The 21,820-nt window shown below is 39.4% G+C and carries 22 protein-coding genes; 7 read left to right on the forward strand and 15 right to left on the reverse strand.

Annotation, left to right across the window (positions count from 1 at the left end):
- Nucleotides 1–191: 191 nt before the first annotated feature.
- Genes H5159_RS16265 through H5159_RS16275 form a run of 3 tightly spaced genes read right to left on the reverse strand, consistent with a single transcriptional unit; the run spans nt 192 to nt 1,624 of the window.
- Complete coding sequence (locus H5159_RS16265) at nt 192–584, reverse strand: ACT domain-containing protein (RefSeq protein WP_182780654.1); 393 nt, start codon at nt 582–584, stop codon at nt 192–194.
- A 19-nt stretch (nt 585–603) separates the two neighbouring features.
- On the reverse strand, nt 604–1,167 hold the full coding sequence (locus tag H5159_RS16270; protein ID WP_182780655.1) for a DUF6942 family protein: 564 nt from the start codon (nt 1,165–1,167) through the stop codon (nt 604–606).
- Nucleotide 1,168: 1 nt separating this feature from the next.
- Nucleotides 1,169–1,624, reverse strand: coding sequence for a YaiI/YqxD family protein (locus H5159_RS16275; protein WP_002959175.1), 456 nt, complete (start codon nt 1,622–1,624; stop codon nt 1,169–1,171).
- A gap of 130 nt (nt 1,625–1,754) precedes the next feature.
- Here H5159_RS16275 and H5159_RS16280 point away from each other — a divergent pair, with 130 nt between their 5' ends.
- Entirely contained in the window at nt 1,755–2,276 is a 522-nt protein-coding gene (locus H5159_RS16280) for a lipocalin family protein (RefSeq protein ID WP_182780656.1), read from the forward strand.
- Nucleotides 2,277–2,507: 231 nt separating this feature from the next.
- Here H5159_RS16280 and H5159_RS16285 read toward each other — a convergent pair whose 3' ends face one another.
- Genes H5159_RS16285 through H5159_RS16295 form a run of 3 tightly spaced genes read right to left on the reverse strand, consistent with a single transcriptional unit; the run spans nt 2,508 to nt 4,779 of the window.
- Nucleotides 2,508–2,843 carry a DUF3325 domain-containing protein gene (locus tag H5159_RS16285; RefSeq protein ID WP_182780657.1) on the reverse strand — a complete coding sequence of 112 codons (336 nt, stop codon included), beginning with the start codon at nt 2,841–2,843 and terminating at the stop codon, nt 2,508–2,510.
- Nucleotides 2,840–4,441, reverse strand: coding sequence for a PepSY domain-containing protein (locus H5159_RS16290; protein WP_182780658.1), 1,602 nt, complete (start codon nt 4,439–4,441; stop codon nt 2,840–2,842). The genes H5159_RS16285 and H5159_RS16290 overlap by 4 nt, the downstream gene beginning before the upstream one ends.
- Nucleotides 4,438–4,779 carry a hypothetical protein gene (locus H5159_RS16295; protein ID WP_182780659.1) on the reverse strand — a complete coding sequence of 114 codons (342 nt, stop codon included), beginning with the start codon at nt 4,777–4,779 and terminating at the stop codon, nt 4,438–4,440. Before H5159_RS16295 ends, H5159_RS16290 begins: the two co-directional genes overlap by 4 nt.
- Nucleotides 4,780–5,006: 227 nt before the next feature.
- On the opposite strand from H5159_RS16295, the gene H5159_RS16300 reads away from it, so the two are divergent.
- From H5159_RS16300 to H5159_RS16310, 3 genes are all read left to right on the forward strand, one after another.
- Entirely contained in the window at nt 5,007–5,363 is a 357-nt protein-coding gene (locus H5159_RS16300) for a VOC family protein (protein ID WP_024595859.1), read from the forward strand.
- A gap of 150 nt (nt 5,364–5,513) precedes the next feature.
- On the forward strand, nt 5,514–6,095 hold the full coding sequence (locus H5159_RS16305; RefSeq protein WP_138490136.1) for a uracil-DNA glycosylase family protein: 582 nt from the start codon (nt 5,514–5,516) through the stop codon (nt 6,093–6,095).
- 86 nt (nt 6,096–6,181) lie between these two features.
- Nucleotides 6,182–7,060 (forward strand): bile acid:sodium symporter family protein, encoded by an 879-nt coding sequence (locus H5159_RS16310; RefSeq protein WP_165723796.1) that lies wholly within the window; start codon nt 6,182–6,184, stop codon nt 7,058–7,060.
- 319 nt (nt 7,061–7,379) lie between these two features.
- Here H5159_RS16310 and H5159_RS16315 read toward each other — a convergent pair whose 3' ends face one another.
- A complete protein-coding gene (locus tag H5159_RS16315) occupies nt 7,380–9,023 on the reverse strand; it encodes a cell surface protein (protein WP_182780660.1) in 1,644 nt (547 codons plus the stop codon).
- Between the two features lie 72 nt (nt 9,024–9,095).
- Nucleotides 9,096–10,562 carry a dGTPase gene (gene dgt / locus H5159_RS16320; RefSeq protein ID WP_182780661.1) on the reverse strand — a complete coding sequence of 489 codons (1,467 nt, stop codon included), beginning with the start codon at nt 10,560–10,562 and terminating at the stop codon, nt 9,096–9,098.
- A 162-nt stretch (nt 10,563–10,724) separates the two neighbouring features.
- Here dgt and H5159_RS16325 point away from each other — a divergent pair, with 162 nt between their 5' ends.
- The gene (locus H5159_RS16325; protein ID WP_182780662.1) at nt 10,725–11,945 is read left to right on the forward strand and encodes an alkaline phosphatase family protein; all 1,221 of its coding nucleotides are present in this window, start codon (nt 10,725–10,727) and stop codon (nt 11,943–11,945) included.
- A gap of 90 nt (nt 11,946–12,035) precedes the next feature.
- On the opposite strand, the gene H5159_RS16330 is transcribed toward H5159_RS16325, so the two are convergent.
- Nucleotides 12,036–12,779 (reverse strand): zinc-dependent metalloprotease family protein, encoded by a 744-nt coding sequence (locus H5159_RS16330; protein WP_182733085.1) that lies wholly within the window; start codon nt 12,777–12,779, stop codon nt 12,036–12,038.
- Nucleotides 12,780–12,899: 120 nt separating this feature from the next.
- Nucleotides 12,900–13,604 carry a hypothetical protein gene (locus H5159_RS16335; protein ID WP_182695288.1) on the reverse strand — a complete coding sequence of 235 codons (705 nt, stop codon included), beginning with the start codon at nt 13,602–13,604 and terminating at the stop codon, nt 12,900–12,902.
- A 378-nt stretch (nt 13,605–13,982) separates the two neighbouring features.
- Between H5159_RS16335 and H5159_RS16340 the strand changes: the two genes are divergently transcribed.
- Entirely contained in the window at nt 13,983–15,140 is a 1,158-nt protein-coding gene (locus H5159_RS16340) for a benzoate/H(+) symporter BenE family transporter (RefSeq protein WP_182780663.1), read from the forward strand.
- A gap of 113 nt (nt 15,141–15,253) precedes the next feature.
- On the opposite strand, the gene H5159_RS16345 is transcribed toward H5159_RS16340, so the two are convergent.
- The 5 genes from H5159_RS16345 to H5159_RS16365 form a co-directional block, all read right to left on the reverse strand.
- Nucleotides 15,254–16,303, reverse strand: coding sequence for a DUF2955 domain-containing protein (locus H5159_RS16345; protein ID WP_024595851.1), 1,050 nt, complete (start codon nt 16,301–16,303; stop codon nt 15,254–15,256).
- A 10-nt stretch (nt 16,304–16,313) separates the two neighbouring features.
- Nucleotides 16,314–17,378, reverse strand: coding sequence for an HlyD family secretion protein (locus H5159_RS16350; protein ID WP_165723799.1), 1,065 nt, complete (start codon nt 17,376–17,378; stop codon nt 16,314–16,316).
- 8 nt (nt 17,379–17,386) lie between these two features.
- The gene (locus tag H5159_RS16355) at nt 17,387–17,854 is read right to left on the reverse strand and encodes a MarR family transcriptional regulator (protein WP_024595849.1); all 468 of its coding nucleotides are present in this window, start codon (nt 17,852–17,854) and stop codon (nt 17,387–17,389) included.
- Nucleotides 17,855–17,987: 133 nt separating this feature from the next.
- Complete coding sequence (locus tag H5159_RS16360) at nt 17,988–18,872, reverse strand: spermidine synthase (protein ID WP_182195732.1); 885 nt, start codon at nt 18,870–18,872, stop codon at nt 17,988–17,990.
- The gene (locus H5159_RS16365; RefSeq protein WP_039488814.1) at nt 18,865–19,488 is read right to left on the reverse strand and encodes a fused MFS/spermidine synthase; all 624 of its coding nucleotides are present in this window, start codon (nt 19,486–19,488) and stop codon (nt 18,865–18,867) included. Before H5159_RS16365 ends, H5159_RS16360 begins: the two co-directional genes overlap by 8 nt.
- A 168-nt stretch (nt 19,489–19,656) precedes the next feature.
- Between H5159_RS16365 and H5159_RS16370 the strand changes: the two genes are divergently transcribed.
- Nucleotides 19,657–21,738 carry a TonB-dependent siderophore receptor gene (locus tag H5159_RS16370; protein ID WP_182780664.1) on the forward strand — a complete coding sequence of 694 codons (2,082 nt, stop codon included), beginning with the start codon at nt 19,657–19,659 and terminating at the stop codon, nt 21,736–21,738.
- Nucleotides 21,739–21,820 lie beyond the last annotated feature (82 nt).

Below are 21,820 nucleotides of genomic sequence, written 5' to 3' on the forward strand. Positions count from 1 at the left end.
TTGTTAGTATGTAGCATGAGAGTTACCTCTTATATGTTTTGATTTAAAGATTCGACACCTTTTATCAAAACGGGTAACTCTCACTTTTGCAAGTTGATGTGTCAGATCTTGTCTGAACTAATACAGTTAAGCGAAGCGCCACCCGACGCTCTAATATCCACATCACTCAGATCATTACTGTGCCAGCAATCCTAACCAATCTCTCCAAGTGCTTTCATTGCAGCTTGTGCTTTGTCTGTTTGTACAAAAATATGGTCGTGATAAAACGCAGCTACCACATTAGCGCTAATGCCATGCTCAGTTAGCTTTGCAGATACCGCAGCTGTTAGCCCAACGGCCTCTAAGCTTGAATGTACATTAAGAGTAATTAAATTATATTTACCCTCGTAAGTAATACCTGCTTTATCGGCGGTTTCAGCTTTTAAAATAAGGGTTAGGCCTTCCTCTTCAACGTAAGTGGCAAGTGGCTCTAAGTGAACATAATTAGCCAATTTCCCTGCCAAACAGCAAAATATGTATTCACCTTGTTTAAGCACAGGCTGCATTGATTTTAATAATTCGTTTAACTCTAAAATTCCGGCCATGGTCGTTCCTTACAATGTGTTATTTAGTGCCTTTTAGCTGCGCGACTAGCTCGCTTAATCTCGCAATTTTTATATTACTTAACTGTCTATAATCAAAATATGGGCACACAATAATGTTGTTACTGGTGTCTATTGCAAACTCGTCGTCGAGCCAATCGAGCTGCGCATGTAACTTACCTTGTTGTAATAAGTTTTTAGCGTGCGTACGCCCAGCAATTATGTGTAGCTGATTTTGATTGCTAGTAGCTTTATCTGCGCAAGTAATAGTAGTGTCAGGCGCGCTAAATAGCAGGGCGGTTTTACTATTTTTTTGCAGTAAATACTCATCGCGATATTGTTGCCAAGTAGGGGCTTGTTTAGCAAATGAATAATGCTCACTTGGCAGGGAAAATAGCACTTTGGCGTAAACGTTAAACACTTTGCGCCAACCATTACCACAGTACTGGTTTATGGTATTTATTTGCTCATTTATAACCGGTTCTAGGCATTCAAGTGTTTTAAAAAACGGCATTGGCGGCGCTTTTGCTACGTATACCGCCACGCTAAATTGCGTATCACCCAAGCCAACTAATTGGGTATTCAAGTTAGTTAGCCTTGTTTTGCGCTAAAATACGGTCGAGGTTATTTGCAAAGTTTTGGCGATCGGTTTGGCTAAGTGGCGGCGGCCCACCACTCATTTCTACGCCGCTTGAGCGCATGGTATCCATAAAGTCGCGCACGTTAAGTATTGAGCGGATATTCTCGGTGGTATAAAGCTCGCCACGAGGGTTGAGTGCTTGCCCGCCGTTATCAATTACTTCACTTGCTAGCGGAATATCGCCTGTAATAACTAAATCGCCTTTTTCAACACGTTTTACTATTTCGTCGTCGGCTACATCAAATCCCGACGATACTTGAACGCGGCTTATGTATTTTGACGGCGGAATACGCATTGCGTGATTCGCTACTAAAATAGTCTCGATTTTCATACGCTCTGCAGCTCTAAAAAGTATTTCTTTTATAACAACAGGACACGCGTCTGCATCTACCCAAATTTTCATGCTATGGTCATTTTTATTGCTTTAGAATTAATATGATCCTATAGCAAATTTTTTTAATCGGCTAGCAAACTTTATATCCATCTATATTTAGATAATACGTACGATTTATGTAATTAAAAAAGGAGCTTACATGAAGGCTATTAAATACGGTTTACTTATTACAGGGTTATTTTTTCTTAGTGCCTGCACCAGCCCTCCTGAGGGAATAACACCCGTTAAAAACTTTGATATACAAAAATATAAAGGCAAATGGTTTGAAATAGCGCGTCTTAATCACTCATTCGAAGAAGGGATGGAGCAAGTTACCGCGACTTATTCAATTAACGACGACGGCACAGTAAAGGTCCTTAACAAAGGGTATTTAACGGATGATAAAAAATGGGATGACGCCGAAGGCTTAGCCAAGTTTGTTAAGGGCACCGACACAGGGCATTTTAAAGTCTCGTTTTTTGGTCCATTTTATGGCGCTTACGTGATTTTTGAACTTGACCAACCCGATTATAAATATGCATTTATAACCAGTTACAACAAAGATTACTTGTGGTTTTTGTCGCGTACACCAACGGTTAGCAAAGAGCTTAAAGAACACTTTTTAACTAAAGCTAAAGAGTTGGGCTTTGCTACCGATGAAATAATTTGGGTAAACCAATAGACTATGTAAAGGGGGTTTACAGTTAGTTATATACGTTTTTAAAGTAGTAATAAAAGAGTCACCTAACCGTAAAGTAACTTAAATATATTATGGTTATATTGTGTGTACTTGCCGTGAGACAGCAAGTATTGGAAACACTGAATATCCCCTATTGTTGGCAAGCTATATAGCTTGCCATTTTTTTTGCCTAATCTATGGGAAAGTAACGGATCACGTTTTTACTAACTAAGGCTAGTTTAATGCTAAAAACAACCCACTTAGTACAACTAACACGCTATTTAAAACACCAAACCACTTCACGTAGCCTACTAAAAAATTATAAAAAACCATTATAATTAAGACACTTAGGCTCATAAATCCGCAAAATAGTAATGCACCATATCCATCTTGAGTAACTATACAAAGCACCAAGCTTAGTAAAATACTGATCCAAGCAGCTAATAGCAGCTTTTTACGTTGGGGTTCTGTAGGGCGTTTTTTAAATACATCTTTAAAATGATTATACTTAGCCAGCGCAAAACAGTTAAAACTGAGCAAACATAGGCTAAACCCGAGTAAATCAATCATGGTTTTTGCCTTTTAAGGTTATTAGATTGACTAGGGCTGGTTATTTTTGAGTTGTTTTTAGCAGTACGTAATTTTTCGGTTTGTATAAAAAACAATATACTAAATAACAAAAACAGTGCATCAAAAGTAAATAAAGCCCACTGTTCGTGCATCAAATAGCTAACTAGATTACCGTTAGTTGTAAGTGCATTAATAACCGGTACGCTTAAACATGCAACAGCATTTATAGCTGCCATAACTCGCCATTGCAGTGTGTCGCGCTTTATAAGTGCTAAAAGAGCAACCGCTAGCCATGTTAAAAAGAACGCGAGTATTTCTTTATCGGCGCGCTCTGCGGTAGTTGGGCTAAGTAGTCTGTTAGCAATAAAAAATGCACACGTTGCCAGTGGAAGTCCCATAATAGTGGCTAGGTTTAACCCCTCAACTAGTTTTAAACCAAACGAAGGTTTAACGTTATTTTTAGTTCGCTCGCGAATTCGTTTAGCCCACATAATACAGCCAGAGCCAATCATTACACAGCCTGCAATACCGCCTAATACGTATAACCAACGCAGTAACCACGTAGCTAAACGCCCTGTATGCATTGAATTAAGTGATTCGTAAAGCGCTTTGCTGCTAGTTAGCTCGTCATCAGTTTTAGCGACCATTTGCCCTGTAGCACCACTAAATATTAAGCGTGGTGCTTGGTCACGCAGTGTTTTACCTGCGCTTACCAATACGGTAATTGTTGAAGCTGCCATATTTGGTTGGTTAACTTGTACGCGAGTAATATCTGCATGAGGCCACTTAGTATAAACCTGATCCAAAATGCTTTGAATCGGCACCATTGACGATTCGCCTTGGGCTTTATCGGTCATGGTGTTGCGAGGGGTTACATCGTTAAAAAAGCCACGCATGCCGTTATCGTAAGACGTTTGCGCAGGGTAGGGAAACAACATAAATATAAGTGTAATTATACCCGTGTAAGTAATCATTAAATGAAAAGGAAGGGCAAGCACAGAGCTTAAGTTATGGGCATCTAACCATGTACGGCTACCTTTGTTACGCCTAAAGCTAAACATATCTTTAAAAATACGCTTATGAATAACCACCCCCGATATAATGGCAATCAGCATAAAAAAGCTAGCAAAGCACACAATCCAGCGTGCGGTTATTGCATCCATGTAATGTAAATCATAGTGCAGCCGATAAAAAAAGTTACCGCCTTTAGTATCTACAAAGGGCTCAAGCTCTTGCATGGTATTAGGGTTTAGCTGTGTGTTTTCAAACCGGCTGCGGCGCTGGCCTGGCTCTTTTGGTTTTGCATAACCATAAATTAAATAAGGAATACGCGGCTCGGGTAATGTAATACGCCAGCTTGATGAGTGAGCTCCATGGCTAGCTAAGTAATCAAATCCGGTAATTATTTGTTGTTTTTGCGCTTCTATACGCTGTGTTTGGGCTTGCACATTATGAATGGCTGGTTGATTCCACAACGTTATTTCGTCTCTAAAAAAGCTAAGAGTCCCTGCAAAAAATATTAAATATAATAACCAACAAACGAGTAACCCTACCCAAGTGTGCAACCAAGTCATCGATCTGAAAAAGCTATCTTTCATACCCAACCCTTCAGTAATGCAAGCAATCCTATGAACGCTCCTGTACTTAGTAAAATACTGATCCACACTGTTTTTAATGATTTAACACTAAAGGCATAAATAAATACAACGGCATAAATTAAAATGCTGATTGAAACACTAAACAGCACAGCGTCTTGTTTAGCTATTGGCAACACAAGGCTTAATAACGCAGTGCTTGCAGAGGTAAAGGCATAGCCACCAATTATGGCAATAAAAAAACGTAAAAATACCAAAACTCGATAACTGCTTACGCTTTTTACTATATGCGCAATTACGTTAACCTTATCGAATGGCGCACTGTGCAAAGGTGCCTGCATAGTTAATTAATCCCTTTATTTAAAGCCGAGGATAAAACAAAGGCGCTATTATATATGTTACAAATACAAAAGATAGTTATTCTCATTTGTGGCATTTAATTTTTAAGTCAGTTATGCGTACTTAATTACTTAGTAAAATACTGATCTGATATTATTTAATGATATTGCACAGGCTCTATGTAAAGCTTAAGGTTAATAAACTGAGTAAAAATAAAGAGTGAATAACGATGAGCGATCACGAAAAACTAAATTACGTGGAGTTTCCTGCATGCGACTTACCCGCAACTAAGGCCTTTTTTAGTCGTGTATTTAATTGGCAGTTTACTGACTACGGCCCAGAATACACGGCGTTTAGTGGCCAAGGGCTCGATGGTGGCTTTTTTAATGCGCCGCTTAAATCGCTAACTCAAAACGGTGCTGCGCTATTGGTTTTTTATAGTAACGACATTCACGCCACGTATAGAAAAGTACAACTCCATGGTGGCACAATATTAAAACCTATTTTTGAATTTCCGGGTGGTTGCCGGTTTCATTTTGCAGAGCCAAGCGGCAATGAATTTGCTGTATGGGCCGAGCAACGCTAGGTTTTACAAGGCTTGTAGCGCGAATGAGCTTAAAGATCACGATTTTACTAACTAACGCTCGTTTTAATTAAAATAAACCGATTTTTTACCAACTCATTTATCCTAAATGGCCATTTAGGATAAATATTAAGCATTTAAGGCCAAATAAACATGAATAGTCACCAATTAATAGAGCAAGTTAGTAAATGCGTGATCTGTGAACCTCATTTACCTTTAGGGGCTCGTCCTGTTATACAATTTAACCCAAACGCACGTATTTTAATTGCAGGGCAAGCACCTGGAATCAAAGTTCACGAAACAGGTGTGCCGTTTAACGATGCAAGCGGAAACCGCCTGCGAGAATGGCTTGGGCTAACACGTGATGAATTTTACGACGCTAATAATATAGCCATTTTACCTATGGGCTTTTGCTACCCGGGTAGGGGGAAGTCGGGTGATTTACCACCGAGAAAAGAATGTGCGCCTGCATGGCGCGAGCAATTATTGGCTGCACTACCAAATATTGAGCTGACAATAGTGCTTGGTAAATACGCGCAGGCGTATCATTTACCAGAGACTAAAAAAATGCCACTTACGGAGTTAGTAAAATCGTGGCGTGAGTATTGGCCAAATTATTTAGTGCTTCCACATCCGAGTCCGCGTAATAATATATGGCTTAAAAAGAACCCATGGTTTGAACAAGATGTACTTCCAGAACTAGATAAGCACGTGGCTGCTATTTTAAATAAGTAATACTTCTAGTTATTGTAAAGGGGCGTTACAGTTAACTTAAAAATTAACACTCTAATTAAAAACAATAACAAACGAGGCTGTCTAATTTGAATGCATCTATATTAACTGAAGTAATACTTCCACTCGCCCTTGCACTTATTATGTTTGGTATGGGTCTTGGGCTCACAACAACCGATTTTACTCGTTTATTTAAAAGCCCGCTTGGCATTGTCATGGGTTTAATAGGCCAACTTGTAGCAATGCCTTTATTAGCATTAGGGCTGTGTTATTTACTAAACCTACCAACGCCTATCGCTATTGGTTTAATGATATTAGCTGCTTGCCCCGGCGGTACTATGTCAAATGTAGTAAGCCAGCTTGCTAAAGCTAATTTAGCGCTTTCGGTAAGTTTAACAGCTGCCTCTACCGCAATTAGTATAATAACCACACCGTTTATTATTGGCTTTGCTATGAGTCAGTTTGCCCCAGCAGACGATGCTACTTTTTCTATTTTAACTACTTCATTAGGGCTATTTTTTATTACCTTAGTGCCAGTTGCTATAGGCATTTGGTTGCGTCACTTTAAAAGTGATTTTGCCATTAAAGCAGAGCCGTTTTTTAGACGCTTCTCGTTGTTTTTTATGCTTATGATGATTGCCGCACTAGTAATAAAAGAGCGCGATTTATTAGTTAGCTCATTTAACAACGTATTTTGGGCGTGCATAGCGCTTAATATTGGTTCAATGGTTGTTGGTTGGTTAATTGCTAAGTGTTCAAAATTAAATTTAACTGATTCGCTGACGCTTTCAATTGAGGTTGGAATTCAAAATGCATCGTTAGCTATTTTAATCGCTATTAGCTTTTTAAATAAACCAGAATACGCAGTTACCGGTGGCGTGTATGGCCTTGCCATGTTTATAGGACCACTGCTATTAATTGGCGGGTTAAAGCTTAAAAATAAACGTACCGCTAGGGCTGTTAACTAGGACTTTTAATTAGGGCATGTTGACCAAGTTACTTTAATTTATGGCTGCGGATAACGTAGCCTTAAACTCAAGTCTAAAAATACCACCAGTTAAATGTATGCTCTGCACTCATCGCGCCAACAAGTTGTAAGCTTATAAAACACTCTCAAGCTTGAATATTGCGCCAGGCGCTGAACTTGCTCGCGCAAGGAGCGAAGCTCCTAATTACTAAAGCGCATTTTAGGATGGGATAAGAGTGTAAGTAATACGGTAAAAAAGCAGTTAATTATTTAGTTACTAAAACAGCGCCTCAGCATATGAGGCGCTACTTTAAAACTTACTATTTGGTTTGCATGTTTTTAGCGCGTTCTTCTGCATCTATTAATGCTTGCGATTTAGGCGCGCGTTTTTTCTCTTCTATTTTGGGCTTTTCAGTTGAGTCAGGATCCCAGCTTGAGTCTAACGATAAGTTAGCAAATGGATTGTTACTGTCTGCTTTTTTAGGCTCACTTTGTGGCTCATCAACTGGCGGTGTTGTTTGTGTTTGCTCAGGTGTTGCGCTTTGTTTTTTAGGCATCGGCTTTTCACCAGGTAATGGTGCATCTGGGTTAAATGTACGTACCTCTGGTTCTTTAAAGTCTTGCTCTGTTGTATATGTAGTCGATTGAGCGTCAGCTATTTGCTCTGGTGCGTGTAAATCTACAACCGGCTCACTCGCTGTTACTGGCTCAGGAGTACTAATAACCGGCTCTACAGTGTTATGTTCGGCTTCTATTGGCGCAGGCTCCGTTACTTGCGCTGTATGGTGCTTACGCTGTTTTTTTTCAGGCTTTGCATCTGGATCAAAGTCGCGTACCTCTGGCTCATTAAAGCTGCTGGCATTTTTAATGCGCTCTAAGGTTGTTTTGGCGGCGGCTTCAAACTCGGCTGTATTAGGCTCTGGTTTTTGTTTTACTTCGTTAAACGTAGCGGTACTTGTTTGCTCTAAAGTATCAATTGAGTTAAGCGGTGTAGGCTCAATTTCGCTTGTTTGCACTTGTGTAGCTACGTTGTTTTGCTCATCTGAAATTTGCGGTGGTGTATGTTCAATATCAGCATTTTGTGAAGTGTTCGTAGGCTCTAAAGGCTCTTCATTTGCCTCTACGCTGCTCTCAACTGGTTTATTATTTTGAGTTGCTTCGTTGATGACGACAGGCTCAATCTCTGGCTCTTTTGTAGTTTCAGATTTAGCTGGCGTAGCAATTTTTTCTGATTTAACTTCAGGTGGAGCCGCTATAGTCGGTTCTGCCATCACTTTACTTTGTTTTGCACGGCGCAGGCGCACGACTATCATAGCGCCAATAAGTACCACTATAACAAGTATTAAAGTGGGTAAAAGTAACGAGCTTGGGCTTTGTGCTATAGGTTGCGGCGCAATAACTGGCGCTGGTTTAGTTAACACCGGTGCTGGTTTTACAGGTACAGGCTTTTCAAGCGTAGGTTGAACGTTTTGCTCTGGCGTCGCCGGTTTTACTTGCTCTATCACAGCTTCGTTTTTTTGCTCTGTAACTACTTGCTCGGGTACTGCTGTTGTTGGCTCTGCATCAATTACTATTTCGTTAGTATTGGTATTTAGTTGATCGTTAATTTGTTGTTTTTGATCATCAGTTAAATTAAGTGTTTGCTCGTTGATGCTATTTTTAACAGCTTCTTCAGTAGGTTTAATTACAGGGGCAGGTTCAACAATTTTAGGTTGCGGCTGAGTAATAATGGCTGGCTCTGGCTCTATTATCTGTGGCTTTGGTTGTGCTTGAATTTCTTTTGGCTTATTACAGTTATTTTTGTAATCACGCGCAGCTTTACGATATTTTTGACTCGCTTTATTATTACTATTTTGCTGCATTTCTTGTTTAATTAAAATGCACATAGCTTCGTTGTATGCAGCACTTTGCGCACTATAAAATAGGGCAAAGCAAAGGGTAAATCTAATTAGTTTTGATATCATAAAGTTATGCGCGCTTAAATATTAATAGTTTGATTTTAAGCGCAAAATTGAAAATTATCCAGAGTAATACGACTAATCAATAACCATAAGGCTGCGATATTCATCGTAAGCAAATTGGTCTGTCATACCGCTTATATAATCTTGAATTAATCTACAGCGATAATAAAATTCATACGCTGCAAAGTGATCGGGCTCTTCTTGCATTGCATCTATTGCGTGTTGGTAACTATTTAAGTGCTTTTTAGAGAGCTTTTTTACAAGTCGCGACTCAATTAATAAACGTGAATCGCCATTTAGAGCGCGCCTAAAGTCATCGCTGTTCAATTGCAGTAGCGGTTTGTAGCAATCGAGTAAGCCATTAATTATTCTATAACCTTGCAGCTCTAATTTTTCGACTTCTTTGTTTGAAAAAACATGCTCAAGTGCAACTTGCTTTAGCATTTTGGTTACAGCGTGTAGATGGCTTCTATCTTCTAAAAGTGCTTGGTTAAAATCGCCATGGTAAATAGGTTCTATATTTTCAATAAAGCGTTTTGCAGCATGTCCAACTAGCGGATGTAAAAGTGCAACGCGCAGGTATATAAAAAATTCGCTGTTAAAGTTATACGGTTGTGCTTTGGCGCGCTCATGTGCGTAGTCAACTGCTTTATCTACAAAAGTTTGGTGCTCTGTATCGTCTATTGTTAGGTTTATGAGTGCTTTTTTATAATGACTTTTAAGCTGTGTACATAAGAATTCGGTGCTTATGATCCCTTTTTCAACAGCATCCTCTATATCGGCTAGGCAATACGAAATGTCGTCGGCGGCTTCCATTATATAACTTGCTGGATGGCGGCAATATGGCTCAATAGTGAGCTCTTTTTGTAGTGCTTCAACAAAGTTTTTTTCGCTGTAGTAGTAACCTACTTTTTTCATTAAGTAGTTTTTATTTTGCGGTATATCTTTTGTATCAAGCCCTGCAGGGCGAGTGTATTTTAAAATACCAGCACTTTGGCTGTAAGTTAAATTAAGCGTTTGCAACGAATGAATTATACGTATGCCTTGAGCGTTGCCTTCAAAGTTACAAATATCAAGCGCAAGGTGTTTAAAAACAACACCTATACCGGTATTGGGCTCTTTGCAGCGCTCGGGTGTTACGCTTGCTAGGTTGTTATTAAACCAGTGGTTTATTGCAGCTTCGCCAAAATGTCCAAACGGTGGGTTGCCTATATCGTGCATTAGGCAGGCCATTTCTACTAAGCTTTCTAGGGGGCGTTCTAGGTCGGTTAAACCGTAATTTTTTTGTTGTTGGTAGCTTAAATTTGCAAAAATACGTTGCACTATAAAACGACCAACCTGTTGTACCTCAAGCGAGTGAGTTAAGCGCGAACGAACAGCTGCGTTACGTTCAAGGGGAAACACTTGGGTTTTTTGCTGAAGCCTGCGAATAGCGGCACTGTTAATAATACGGCCACGGTCGCTTTCTAGCGCCATTTGTAAGTTAGAGGTTGTGCGATACATTCGTGCTGGCGTTATTTTTTTACTAAAATCTATGGTCATCTTTATACTTATCCTTTTTACAATTGATGACTGGCATAGTTTTTAGCACATAGTCATTTGTCTTTAATATACAGGGTTTAATCTATCAGTTTGTATCATAAAGTAACAACTTGCTTTAAAATAATTTTTTGAGTAATTGTTGTGCATTTATAGGTGTTTATAATGAAACAGTGGATTTTAAAGGCAGTATCAATTTGCCTAATGTTAGGAATGAACAGCGCATTTGCTGCAAAAGAGCAAACTGTGGTGCTTGTATCAATTGATGGCCTGCGTTGGGATTATATTGAAAAACACGGCGCACCAAATTTAAAAGCAATGGCCGAGCGCGGTGTTCGCGCACAAAAACTAATACCTGTTTATCCGACTAAAACGTTTCCTAACCATATTTCTATTATTACGGGCTTACTGCCAGTAAATCATGGCATTGTTGATAATAGCTTTTGTGATAAAGCGCGTAAAAACGACTGTTACAGCATGGGCAAAGCATTGGGCGATAGCACTTGGGTGAAGGGGATTCCGCTTTGGAATTTAGCAAAAATGCAGGGGCTTAAATCGGCTACTTATTTTTGGCCTGAGTCAGATGCATTATTTAACGGCATGACACCAGATTACTTTTATCACTATTCTAAATACAGCGATTACCAAAGCCGTGTTGATCAAATTATTCAATGGTTAAGTTTGCCAAAAGCACAGCGCCCACGTTTTATTGCGAGTTACTTTTCGCTAGTTGATAGCATGGGCCATGAGTTTGGACCAGACGCACCACAAACGCGAGATGCAGTTAAACAGCTTGATGAATTAATGGGGCAATTACAAACTCGCTTAAGTAAATTAGAGCAAGAGGTAAACTTAGTTATTGTCTCGGATCATGGTATGGCGAGTATAGATCCAGATAAAAGTATTGATGTAACCACACTGCCTCAAGATGAAAACTTTTTAGTTAAAAACACCGGTCCACGTTTACTCATATACACTCAACCCGATGCAATAAATGCGGATATAGCCGGCTATAAAGCTCGTTTACAAAAAACAGCAAACGGTCGTTATACAGTATTAACTGACGAGCAGTTAGCAGCGTACCATTACAATAAAGGCACTCGCGTAGGCGATATTGTGGTGCAAACTACAGCGCCAGCGGTATTTACCAATGGTAAAAAACCAACCTATTTAGGGACTCACGGTTATGCATATACCGAGGATATGGCAGCATCATTTATTGCTGTAGGCCCTGCATTTAAACAAGGTATAAGCCTTAAAGAAGTGAGTAACCTTGATATCTACCCAGTACTTGCAAAAGTGATGGGGCTTAAATTGTTAAACAAAGTAGATGGCAATGGTAAAACATTAATGCCAGCAATTAAGCAAAAAGTGGTTGTGCATTAGCTTAATCTATAAGAGCGCGTAAGCGCTCTGCAGGGAAGAACATGTTAAAACTTTAAAGTGGGCTATTTAGCCCACTTTTTAATGTGCTACTTATTTAAAGTTAGCAATACTTGTTTTTGTAGCAGTAACCGTGCGAATTGCATACGCTTGGTTTGTAATACCAAAAGCAATACCATTTACGCTCCAGTTAGGGTTAGAGAAGTAATCGTACTGAGTTGCGCTACCGTAAACGTGCGGGTAAGCCATAATACTTGCAAACTCGTTTTGTACGCCATGACCCATGCCATCTACATATACACCGCCAGATGTGTCACCTTGTTTGCGTGAATGCGCTAAACCTTGGTTATGACCAAGTTCGTGTACAAATGTAGTTGCACCACAATCAATTGCAGTGATTGAGTACATACGGCTGCTCATTGAGCTGTATAGATTGCCATTAGTGCCTTGGCCAACCCATGCTAAACCACATGAAATAAGCCCATTGCCAGCACTTTGGCCAGTACCTAATACGGCAATCATGTCGGCTTTCCAATCGCTGCGTAAACCATCTACGTAGCTGCTATTTGTAACCGAATCTAACCAATCCTCAGACGGCGTTACTGCGTAGTCACCTAAGTTTTGTTTGCCAGCTAAGCGTAGTGTTATATCAACGCCATTTTGGCTATATACCTGATTACTAAAAGCAATTAGTTGATTTATTTTAGTGTCAATATTACTAGTTGCGGCAGCTGATTGGTCGGTATATAAAATACCGATATCGATTGTTTCTGCTTGTGCAACACTTGCTGCACATAATGCCGCAGTCAGTGCGGTTGTTGTGATTACTTTTTTCATTATTGTATTTCCTTACTCTTGTTGTGGTTGGAACTGTTTTTAACTTGGTTGAGATCATAAAAAGCAGACACACTAAAGCTGCCTTATAGTGCGGCTTTAATTGCTTTTTATACTTTTTGGTTAGCCATCAATTTTTGGTGCAAATATATCGATGCTTTTATCTGATTTGGGCTTTGGTGCGGTTACTTCATGCTCTATGTGGCTTTTATATAAATCGCGTTTTGCTGCAATCCATCCGTACTTACCTTTACTTTCGAATACATAGTTGCCAGAAGGTGCAGTAAATTGGCCATATACGGCATCTTTACCTACCGTTAAAACGGTATTATGCATGCGACCGTCAACACCCACTATTTTACCAAATATGCTCTTATCGCCATTTTCAGACTCAACCACATTAGTCACTTCTGCGGTGAATGTTTCGGCTGTTTGCGGAATAGCTAAATCAAAGTTTTCGCCAGTTTCTAACGCCTGTAAAGAATTTAAATCAAACTCAATATAGGCCTCGTTATGTAAGTCAGTCGGTAAAACTTTTGCATTTATAAGCACTTGCTTTGCTTTGTCTGATAGGCGATTTACGGCATCAAATTCTTCAAACGGTAAGTTGTTGTCAGGGGCAGCAATGGGTTTAACAGTAATTGGATCTTTACTCATATCAATAGGTGCAGGGGGATGCGTATTGCGCGTTTTTTGTAAATCAATAGGAACAAAATCAATAGCAACAGGCGCGATAGGTTCGCCCGTTTCATCTGCATTAAAAAATAGCCCATAAACTGCAAATGCCGATAATGGTATAGCAATTAGTAAGACGACAGATCTCTTCATTTGTTTCTCTTTTAGTGTTTTTGGTTAACTATTTGTTACGTTTTATATTATTAAATGGATTAGATCAAGATAATAAATGTAACCGAAAAGAATTATTTCTTAATTTTATAATTCCTTATAAAATATAAGGATATTTATTTTTGGTGTGTTTTTTGCTCTTTTTAGTATTGGTTTTTAGTAGTGTTTACGCGGGCTTTGGCGCAGTTGTAGGTACTTGTTTGTTTAGTTAAATACAATGGTTAAAAGTGACTTTTTGACGTTAATTACAATGAAAAATAAAAAGTGAATTTATTTCACCTTTTGTAAACCAATCGCTAATTGCAATGTAATTATTGGGCACGTATGTTGTGAGCTGCATAAATGCATTACGAGGAATTTATGAAGGTGTCTGATCAGTTGCTTAACCGAATTACAGCAGGACTTGTGGCTGTAATTATTGGTTTTTCGAGTTCTATTGCATTAATTTATCAGGTAGTGATAACCCTTGGTGGTACGCCCGATTTAGTAGCTAGTTGGATTTTAATGCTCGGTTTAGTGATGGGCACAACGTCAATTGGTTTATCGTACTATTACAAAGTACCTGTTTTAATTGCGTGGTCTACCACGGGAGCTGCATTACTTATTTCAAGTGCCCAAGGGTATAACTTAAATGAGGCTATTGGCGCGTTTATGCTCAGTGCATTGCTCGTGTTTTTGTCGGGGGTTACGGGCTGGTTTGAAAAAATAATGAACCGTATTCCAAGTGAGCTTGCATGCGCCATGTTGGCCGGCGTGCTTGTTACCTTTGGTATCGATGTGTTTAATTTTATGAACGACATGCCTTTAGTAATTGGTTTAATGGTCGGTATGTACTTTATTGGTAAACGCTTTTTTGCCCGCTTTGCTATGTTAAGCGTGCTTATTATAGGTGTATTACTCGCTTGGCAAATGGGCCATATTGATACCAGCGCGCTGCACTGGAAAATGAGCGAATTTGCTTATATTGAACCCGCTTTCCACTTGCAAGCATGTATTAGTATAGGTTTACCACTTTATATAGTTACCATGACTTCGCAAAATTTACCGGGTATTGCGGTTTTAAAAGCACATAAATATAAAGCGCCTATATCTGCATCTCTTAATGTTACTGGCTTTGTAAATATGCTTAGCGCTCCTTTTGGAGCCTACTCTATTAATTTAGCCGCGATTACCGCAGCTATATGTATGAGTGATGAGGCGGATAAAAATCATGATAAACGTTATTGGGCGAGTATAGCGGCTGGCGTATTTTATATTTTAATGGCGTTGTGCGCAGCTACATTAGTTGGCTTGGTAGCAAGTTTACCCCAGGCACTTATTTTAGCTTTGGCGGGCATTGCGCTATTTGGCACCATTGCTAATAGTTTGCAGCAAGCCCTTAGTAGTACTGAATATACTGAGGCCGCAATAGTCACTTTTTTAGTAACTGCATCTAACTTAACATTACTTTCAGTGGGGTCTGCTTTTTGGGGGATTATAGCGGGTGTGCTAACGCTTATTATCACCAGGAAAGACTAAAAACTGTGAATATGTAAAGCGAAAATACTGCTCATATAGATGATTAAAATAGTTTAACCAAGCTTATTAAAAAGGCTGCAATTGCAGCCTTTAGTTTTACAAACAGGGTTTACCTAATCATAAGTATGATGGCGAGTTACGCTAAACCGATTAAGTATATGGTGCATAACATACACAACACATAAGCTTAAGATTATAGCCACAGATACCGAACTAAACCGGTACATTGCACTATAAACAAGATCTTGGCCTGGCCCGAGTGAATTTCCAAACAAAATACCAAATGTAGTCAATACACCAAAACCAATGCCAGGTATGCCTCCGCCTAAAATATGAAAGCGCGCAAAAACAAACGAAAGTATCCATAAAATAGCCATCGGAAAAAGTAAAAAATCAGAGTGACTATACAAAAATAGTTGCGATAGTAACGCTGCATTACAGCCTATAAGCGTTCCAATTGCTCGCTGCCAACCGGCCATACCTGCGGCTTTCCAGCACAACGAAAATAAAATAAGCACAGAAGCTGCCTGCGCAGATATTGAGTCTTGTAAATCAAGAACCTGAAAAACAACAAAAGAGAGCGTAGCCACGGTTGAGCATAACAATACCTCATGGCGAATACTTTCTTTTGCTTTAGCTGGCATTACTCGCCCGGGCCTTGCGGTTACATCAGGAAATAGGCCATGCATTAATGCTCCAATAATAACGGTTAAAAATATAGCCAAACCATTAGTTAAAATTAATGGATAAATACTGCTTCCTTGATCAACATAGCTGGAAAAATGCAGCTGAATAGAAAGACTGATCACGCCTAAAGCGCCAAATAAAAAGGCACTACCGCTACTCATTTTATGAAATAAAAAGCAGAAAACACCAAACACTAACAATGTCATAACGACTGGTAAGTGAGAAAATAATCCCTGCATTATCAGCACTATAAGTGCGCTAAATGCAGCAGATGCTATAAATTGATTTATAAGCCCACGACTTAACGTAGGTACCATGCCCAATATCAACATAGGATAAACGGTAAAAAATATACCATTGGGCCAGTTCATTAATTCACTAATAGTAAAGCCAAGGGTACACCCACCTGCAATGCGCAGTGCTTGGCGAAGGCCATTGGAGTCTAATTGTGGGCCTTGGCTAACAATTTGAGTCATAAAGCCTCCATTAATAAATGTAGTGTAACCAGCTAATAAACCTGATTTGTGCAGAGCCAAACCATTGCCCAATTGTTGATTCTGGTAATAATTGTACTGTTGCACGTGAGCCACTAGGCATGTTTGCTATTAAGTCTTGATGATTAATGAGCTTTAAGTGAATGCGTTGACGCTGTGCATCACGCACCCAACGATTACTGGTTTCTGTTGTACTTAGTAAACCATTAGCACTAAGTTGACCACTGCTAACGCCTGCTTCAAATGTTTCAAGTATTGCGTCGTAAACTTCACCTGGACGGCTATCAAATACTACGCGCGCTTGGGTGCCTTGCTTCATATTTGTGAGTGACTTTTCTCTAAAGTCGGCAACTAAATCTGCCTTTTTAGCAACAATAGCTAATAACGGGCTGCCTGCAACTGCGTATGCGCCGTTTAACAATTGTAAGTTAGCAACTACGCCGTCACTTAATGCGCGCACTTTTGTGTAGGATAAATTTAGCTCAGCTTGCGCTAACTGGTTAGCAGCGTGGCGCATGGCTAAGTTTTTGTTCCCTGAGTCACCTCTAGCTAAAACCGCTTCAGCTAACTGCGCTTCAAGGGCTGCAACATTTGCTTTACTCGCTTCAAAATTAGCACGAATGCTTTCAAGTTCTTGCTCCGATATAGACTTTTGCTTATAGAGCTTTTCGCCTCTGCTTTTTAATAGTTTTTGCTCATGCTGTTTAGCGTTTGCAGCACTTATTTGTGCCTCAAGCGCTTTAACATTGGTATCAAGGCGTTTATTTTGTAATTTGGCATCATCAAGGGCGAGTTGAGCTTGTTCTTTAGCTAAATTATATGGGCCTTCATCGATACTAAATAATATATCGCCTGCTTTAACTGATTGGTTATTACTAACTTGCACACTAGTGACTCGGCCACTAATTTGCGGTGATATTTGCACAACAGGGTGATAAACACGTGCTTGTGGTGTCACAGGCAAAACCATATCGGCCACTAAATAGTAAATAAATACTAAGATAAACCCTATGAGAGAAAACCTTACATAGCGTGCAAACTTTTGATCCGGTGTCATTTTTAGCCTTACTTATTAACTTGAATACATTTAAGGGCGTTTTGCTCTATTTTGATCAAACCAAATGCAATCGCATCTAGTTGCTCAACAGATAAACCGCTGTATAACTGATTTTTTATATCGGAAATAGTCTCTTGCAATGAATGTAAAATGGCATCACTTTGCTCAGTAAAATAGAGTCTTTTACTGCGCTTATCATGTTTGTCTACACGGCGAACAATTAACGATTGCTCCTCTAATTGCTTAAGCGTACGAGTCAATGAAGGCATTTCTATCCCTAAGCTATTAGCAAGCTCAAGTTGTGTTAGTCCCTCACCACGCATACTAATATGCATTAGTGCAGTCCAGCGCGATTGAGTAAGCCCTAAAGGCTCAACTGCAATGGTTACCGCTTCGCGGCATAAGCGATGAACTCGGCCCATATTACCGATAACAGTTAAATCGAGTGTTTCGTGAAAAGGTTTGTGTGTAGGCATAGCCATCCCAACATAGTTAGCAAGCTAACTATTTTATCATTACTTAGCTTGCTAAGTAAATATGTGTAAGTGCGGGAAATGGTAAAATATTTGCTAAACCTCACTTGTAGAAATGGTGAGGTTTAGCAGGAGTTTAAAAGTTAAGTAAATTAGCAGGGGAGTATTGATCGGTAAGTACTTTTGTATCTGCGGGCCAATCTTGGTCGTTTTTAGTAAATTGCATAAATTGGCTAATCGCTTTTATGTCTATACCGTATTTTACTAATTTAGGGGCGAGAGCATTTACACGCGTGTTAATTTGCGCTTCGCTCGGCATTGATTTAAGTCCCGCTAAAATAATACGATTACTACGATTTTCGCGACTTACATTTATAAAGTCGCCAAATACAGCGTGGTAAGTTGCCGACTCATGCTGATAAAGTTTACTACTTGAAAACGTATTTGCAGCTATAACACCGCCTTCGGCTAATACGCTTTGTACTTCTTCAAAAAACTCTTTAGTAAGCAAATGCTCCGGAATATAGTCGCCGTTAAATGCATCCAAAATAATCCAATCGTACTTTTGTTTTTTAATTGCGGCACGTTTTATAAAAATACGGCCATCTTGCACGCTTGATGTCACTAAATCGTTTTCTATAAAGTTAAAGTAATCGCGTGCAACTTTAGTTACTGCGGGATCTATTTCAACATTATGAATTTTTGCAGTGGGGTATAGCTCATGAATAACGTTAGAAAGCGTACCGCCTCCTAATCCTATAATAAGTACATTTTTAGGGTTATCGGCTACTAAAAGGCTCGCAAAAGTAAGTTTAGTGTAATTAAAAACAAGTTTGTCGGGATTGTTCTTATACATACAGCTTTGGCTTGTTTGGCTACTTTTAGTATTAAATTTAAGGCAACGTAAGTCGCTCGTTTCTTCAACAATAATATTGCGATAAAGCGAGCGCTCTTCGTGGATAACTTTACTGCACGCAAAACCCGAAAATGCAATTAACGGCAGTAGTAAATATTTAAGCATGAGCAAGCTCCTTATTATTAGCCAAGGTATTAATTACAATCGCGACTAAACCCAGTGACCCAAGCGTTAGAGCAAAGGCGCTAATAATAGTATTTACGTCAAACGCGAGTACAAAGTAAAACGAGGTAATTATAGTACCCAGTGCACTGCCAAGCGTACTTACAAAGTATAAACGCCCAGCCACTTGGCCGCTTTTATCGCTATCGGTTACCAGTAAGCGCACAGAATAGGGCGAGATCATGCCTAAAATAACGGTAGGTATAAAAAATAGTGCGGTTGACGCTAAGAGCGAGCCGTAGCGGCTATCTTCAATATGGGTAAATATAAATTCCATTATTGGCTGCGAAAATAATGTAATAGGCACCACCATAATACTGGCTATTAAAAATATTAAACCATATTTGGTAAGTGATGCATTTTTAGTGCTGAGTTTACCGCCAAGTAAATACCCAAAAGATAAACTAAGCATAAATACTGTAATTATACTGCCCCAAATATGTACGCTACTACCAAAAAAAGGGGCGAGAATTCTCCCTCCTAAAAGTTCAATCCCCATAATGCAAAAACCGCTGCAAAAAGCTAAAAAGTAAATTAACGCGTTTGTTTTTATGCTCATGTAATTATCGTTATGTAACTTAAATAGAACACTATACTAACGTGATGACACGGCAGTCGCTAGTGCATTAATTAATCGCTCAGTGATTTTTTAAAAAGAAGTTTTGTTATAAAGTAACACATGCTACAATTTTGTTATACTATAACACTTGCTTAGTTAATCAATCACATGAAGTACTCTTTAATTTATTTAGCCTGCCTAGGAATTAGTGCGCCCAGTATTGCCCAAGATCAAAAAGAAGAAATCGAAAAAATATCTGTCACTTATAAACAAGCTTATCGCGGTGATATTCCTCAAAAGCAAATGCCACAATCTATAGTTAGTATTAATAGTGCTGAGCTTAATAAAAAAGGAATTACTCAACTACAAGATGCGCTTGATTTTTCAGCTAGTATTTCACGTAAAAACAATAGCGGTGCATTGTGGGATAGCTTTTCTATTCGTGGCCTTTCGGGTAACGAAAACATGCCATCGGGCTATTTAGTTAATGGCTTTAGCGGTGGGCGTGGTTTTAGCGGCCCGCGTGATGTATCTAACATTGATTACATTGAAGTACTAAAAGGCCCAGGTTCAGCACTTTATGGGCGATCAGAGCCAGGCGGGACTGTAAATATTGTAACTAAAAAGCCACAGTTTGATTCACAAGGTGAGCTAAAACTAAGCTTAGGCAGCGACAGTTTTAATCGCGTTGAAGGCGATTACACCAGCGGCATTAACGATACCACCGCGTTTAGAATAAATGGCGCATGGCAAGATAGTGACAGCTACCGCGATGAGGTATACACCAATAAAAAGGTGATTACGCCGTCTATTTATCATCAAATAAACGCATCGACCAGTGTAACTTATGAGTTTGAATACGTAGATTTAGCTCAGCTATTCGACCGTGGTATTGTTGTACTCGATAACGATTTTGACACCGTACCAAGCACGCGCTATTTGGGTAACCCAAACGATGGAGACACGCAGGTTTACTCTCGAGGCCACCAAATTACGCTTAACCACGATATTAACGACGAATGGTCACTCGTTGTAGGTGCAAATTATCGAGACTCTAGCTTAACGGGTTTTTCGTCAGATGCAGAACTTGCACCGTCACGCCAATCGTTATTTGACGATGGCCGCACACTTACCCGCCAGCAGCGCTATCGCGACTACGAAGTAGAAGATTTAAGTGTAAAGTTTGAAGTTAGCGGACGTTTAGATACAGCCGGCATTACGCATCATTTATTAATAGGTATTGATGCATATAAATACGATTTGCGCACGGCGCTTTCTCGTTATCGTGGCGGTAATGGCACTTATACTATTGATATTTTTGAGCCTGATTATTCTGGTGAACGTCCTGCTGTTTCGCTACTTTATGAAAATGATGAAGAGCAAAACGCTTACGGTATTTACATTCAAGATCAAATGGATATCACTGATAAGTTTAAACTTTTACTTGGCCTTAGATTTGATAGCGTAGACCAAGATATTTTAGAAACCAACAGCGGTGTATTTTCAACCAGTTCTGAGAGCCAAATAAGCCCACGCGTTGGCGTAGTGTACGAACTAAATAATACAATAACCTTTTACAGCAGTTACTCTGAAGGCTTTTTACCACTGAGCGGTACTGATGCAAACGGCGACCCGTTTGGCTTTGAGTACAGCGACTCGTTTGAAGTTGGTGCTAAGTTTGAATACCTAGGTGTAAACGGTACTGTGGCACTTTTTGATGCTTCTAAAAGTAATATGTTAGTGGCAGATCCAGTAAACGTTGGTTTTTCGGCTCCCATTGGTAAAGCTGATAGCAAAGGGTTTGAGCTTGATTTAAATACCTATATTACCGATGCAACAGCATTTAACTTATCGTACGCCTATATAGATGCCACCACAGCAAACGACATTATTAATGCCGATTGGGGCGTGCCAATAGAAAAAGGCAGCCCACTGGTAAATGTACCAAAAAACAATCTAAACCTTACACTTAGCCATCAAACAGCATTAATGGGTAAAGAGCTTGAATTTGGTGCAAGTTACCAATATACCAGCAGCCGCCTAGGTGATGCCGCAGATTTGAGCTTTAGACTACCAAGTTACCAATTGGTCGGCCTGTTTGGTCAATTAAATTTAACAGATAAAACAGAGCTAAATGTGAGCATTAATAACATTTTTAATGAAGACTACGCTCAAAGTAGTTACAACGCTTTGTGGGTTTATCCGGGGGCGCCTACGCAATTTAAAATGTCGATAGCTTATAATTTTTAATAGCTTAGCTTATTAAGCCTTTAAACAGTTTTCATCCTGAAGCGCCTTAATTTAATAATTAAGGCGCTTTTTTATTTAAATT

The organism is Pseudoalteromonas sp. SG43-1, from assembly GCF_014164415.1.
Lineage (GTDB): Bacteria > Pseudomonadota > Gammaproteobacteria > Enterobacterales > Alteromonadaceae > Pseudoalteromonas > Pseudoalteromonas distincta.

What these genes read in the sequence shown, in the direction of transcription:
- H5159_RS16315 (WP_182780660.1), bottom strand. Translation starts at nt 9,023, where the DNA reads ATGATATCAAAACTAATTAGATTTACCCTTTGCTTTGCCCTATTTTAT.
- H5159_RS16305 (WP_138490136.1), top strand. Translation starts at nt 5,514, where the DNA reads ATGAATAGTCACCAATTAATAGAGCAAGTTAGTAAATGCGTGATCTGT.
- H5159_RS16265 (WP_182780654.1), bottom strand. Translation starts at nt 584, where the DNA reads ATGGCCGGAATTTTAGAGTTAAACGAATTATTAAAATCAATGCAGCCT.
- H5159_RS16285 (WP_182780657.1), bottom strand. Translation starts at nt 2,843, where the DNA reads ATGATTGATTTACTCGGGTTTAGCCTATGTTTGCTCAGTTTTAACTGT.
- H5159_RS16295 (WP_182780659.1), bottom strand. Translation starts at nt 4,779, where the DNA reads ATGCAGGCACCTTTGCACAGTGCGCCATTCGATAAGGTTAACGTAATT.
- H5159_RS16280 (WP_182780656.1), top strand. Translation starts at nt 1,755, where the DNA reads ATGAAGGCTATTAAATACGGTTTACTTATTACAGGGTTATTTTTTCTT.
- H5159_RS16355 (WP_024595849.1), bottom strand. Translation starts at nt 17,854, where the DNA reads ATGCCTACACACAAACCTTTTCACGAAACACTCGATTTAACTGTTATC.
- H5159_RS16335 (WP_182695288.1), bottom strand. Translation starts at nt 13,604, where the DNA reads ATGAAGAGATCTGTCGTCTTACTAATTGCTATACCATTATCGGCATTT.
- H5159_RS16345 (WP_024595851.1), bottom strand. Translation starts at nt 16,303, where the DNA reads ATGACTCAAATTGTTAGCCAAGGCCCACAATTAGACTCCAATGGCCTT.
- H5159_RS16340 (WP_182780663.1), top strand. Translation starts at nt 13,983, where the DNA reads ATGAAGGTGTCTGATCAGTTGCTTAACCGAATTACAGCAGGACTTGTG.
- H5159_RS16300 (WP_024595859.1), top strand. Translation starts at nt 5,007, where the DNA reads ATGAGCGATCACGAAAAACTAAATTACGTGGAGTTTCCTGCATGCGAC.
- H5159_RS16365 (WP_039488814.1), bottom strand. Translation starts at nt 19,488, where the DNA reads ATGAGCATAAAAACAAACGCGTTAATTTACTTTTTAGCTTTTTGCAGC.
- H5159_RS16330 (WP_182733085.1), bottom strand. Translation starts at nt 12,779, where the DNA reads ATGAAAAAAGTAATCACAACAACCGCACTGACTGCGGCATTATGTGCA.
- H5159_RS16370 (WP_182780664.1), top strand. Translation starts at nt 19,657, where the DNA reads ATGAAGTACTCTTTAATTTATTTAGCCTGCCTAGGAATTAGTGCGCCC.
- H5159_RS16360 (WP_182195732.1), bottom strand. Translation starts at nt 18,872, where the DNA reads ATGCTTAAATATTTACTACTGCCGTTAATTGCATTTTCGGGTTTTGCG.
- H5159_RS16325 (WP_182780662.1), top strand. Translation starts at nt 10,725, where the DNA reads ATGAAACAGTGGATTTTAAAGGCAGTATCAATTTGCCTAATGTTAGGA.
- H5159_RS16290 (WP_182780658.1), bottom strand. Translation starts at nt 4,441, where the DNA reads ATGAAAGATAGCTTTTTCAGATCGATGACTTGGTTGCACACTTGGGTA.
- H5159_RS16350 (WP_165723799.1), bottom strand. Translation starts at nt 17,378, where the DNA reads ATGACACCGGATCAAAAGTTTGCACGCTATGTAAGGTTTTCTCTCATA.
- dgt (WP_182780661.1), bottom strand. Translation starts at nt 10,562, where the DNA reads ATGACCATAGATTTTAGTAAAAAAATAACGCCAGCACGAATGTATCGC.
- H5159_RS16275 (WP_002959175.1), bottom strand. Translation starts at nt 1,624, where the DNA reads ATGAAAATTTGGGTAGATGCAGACGCGTGTCCTGTTGTTATAAAAGAA.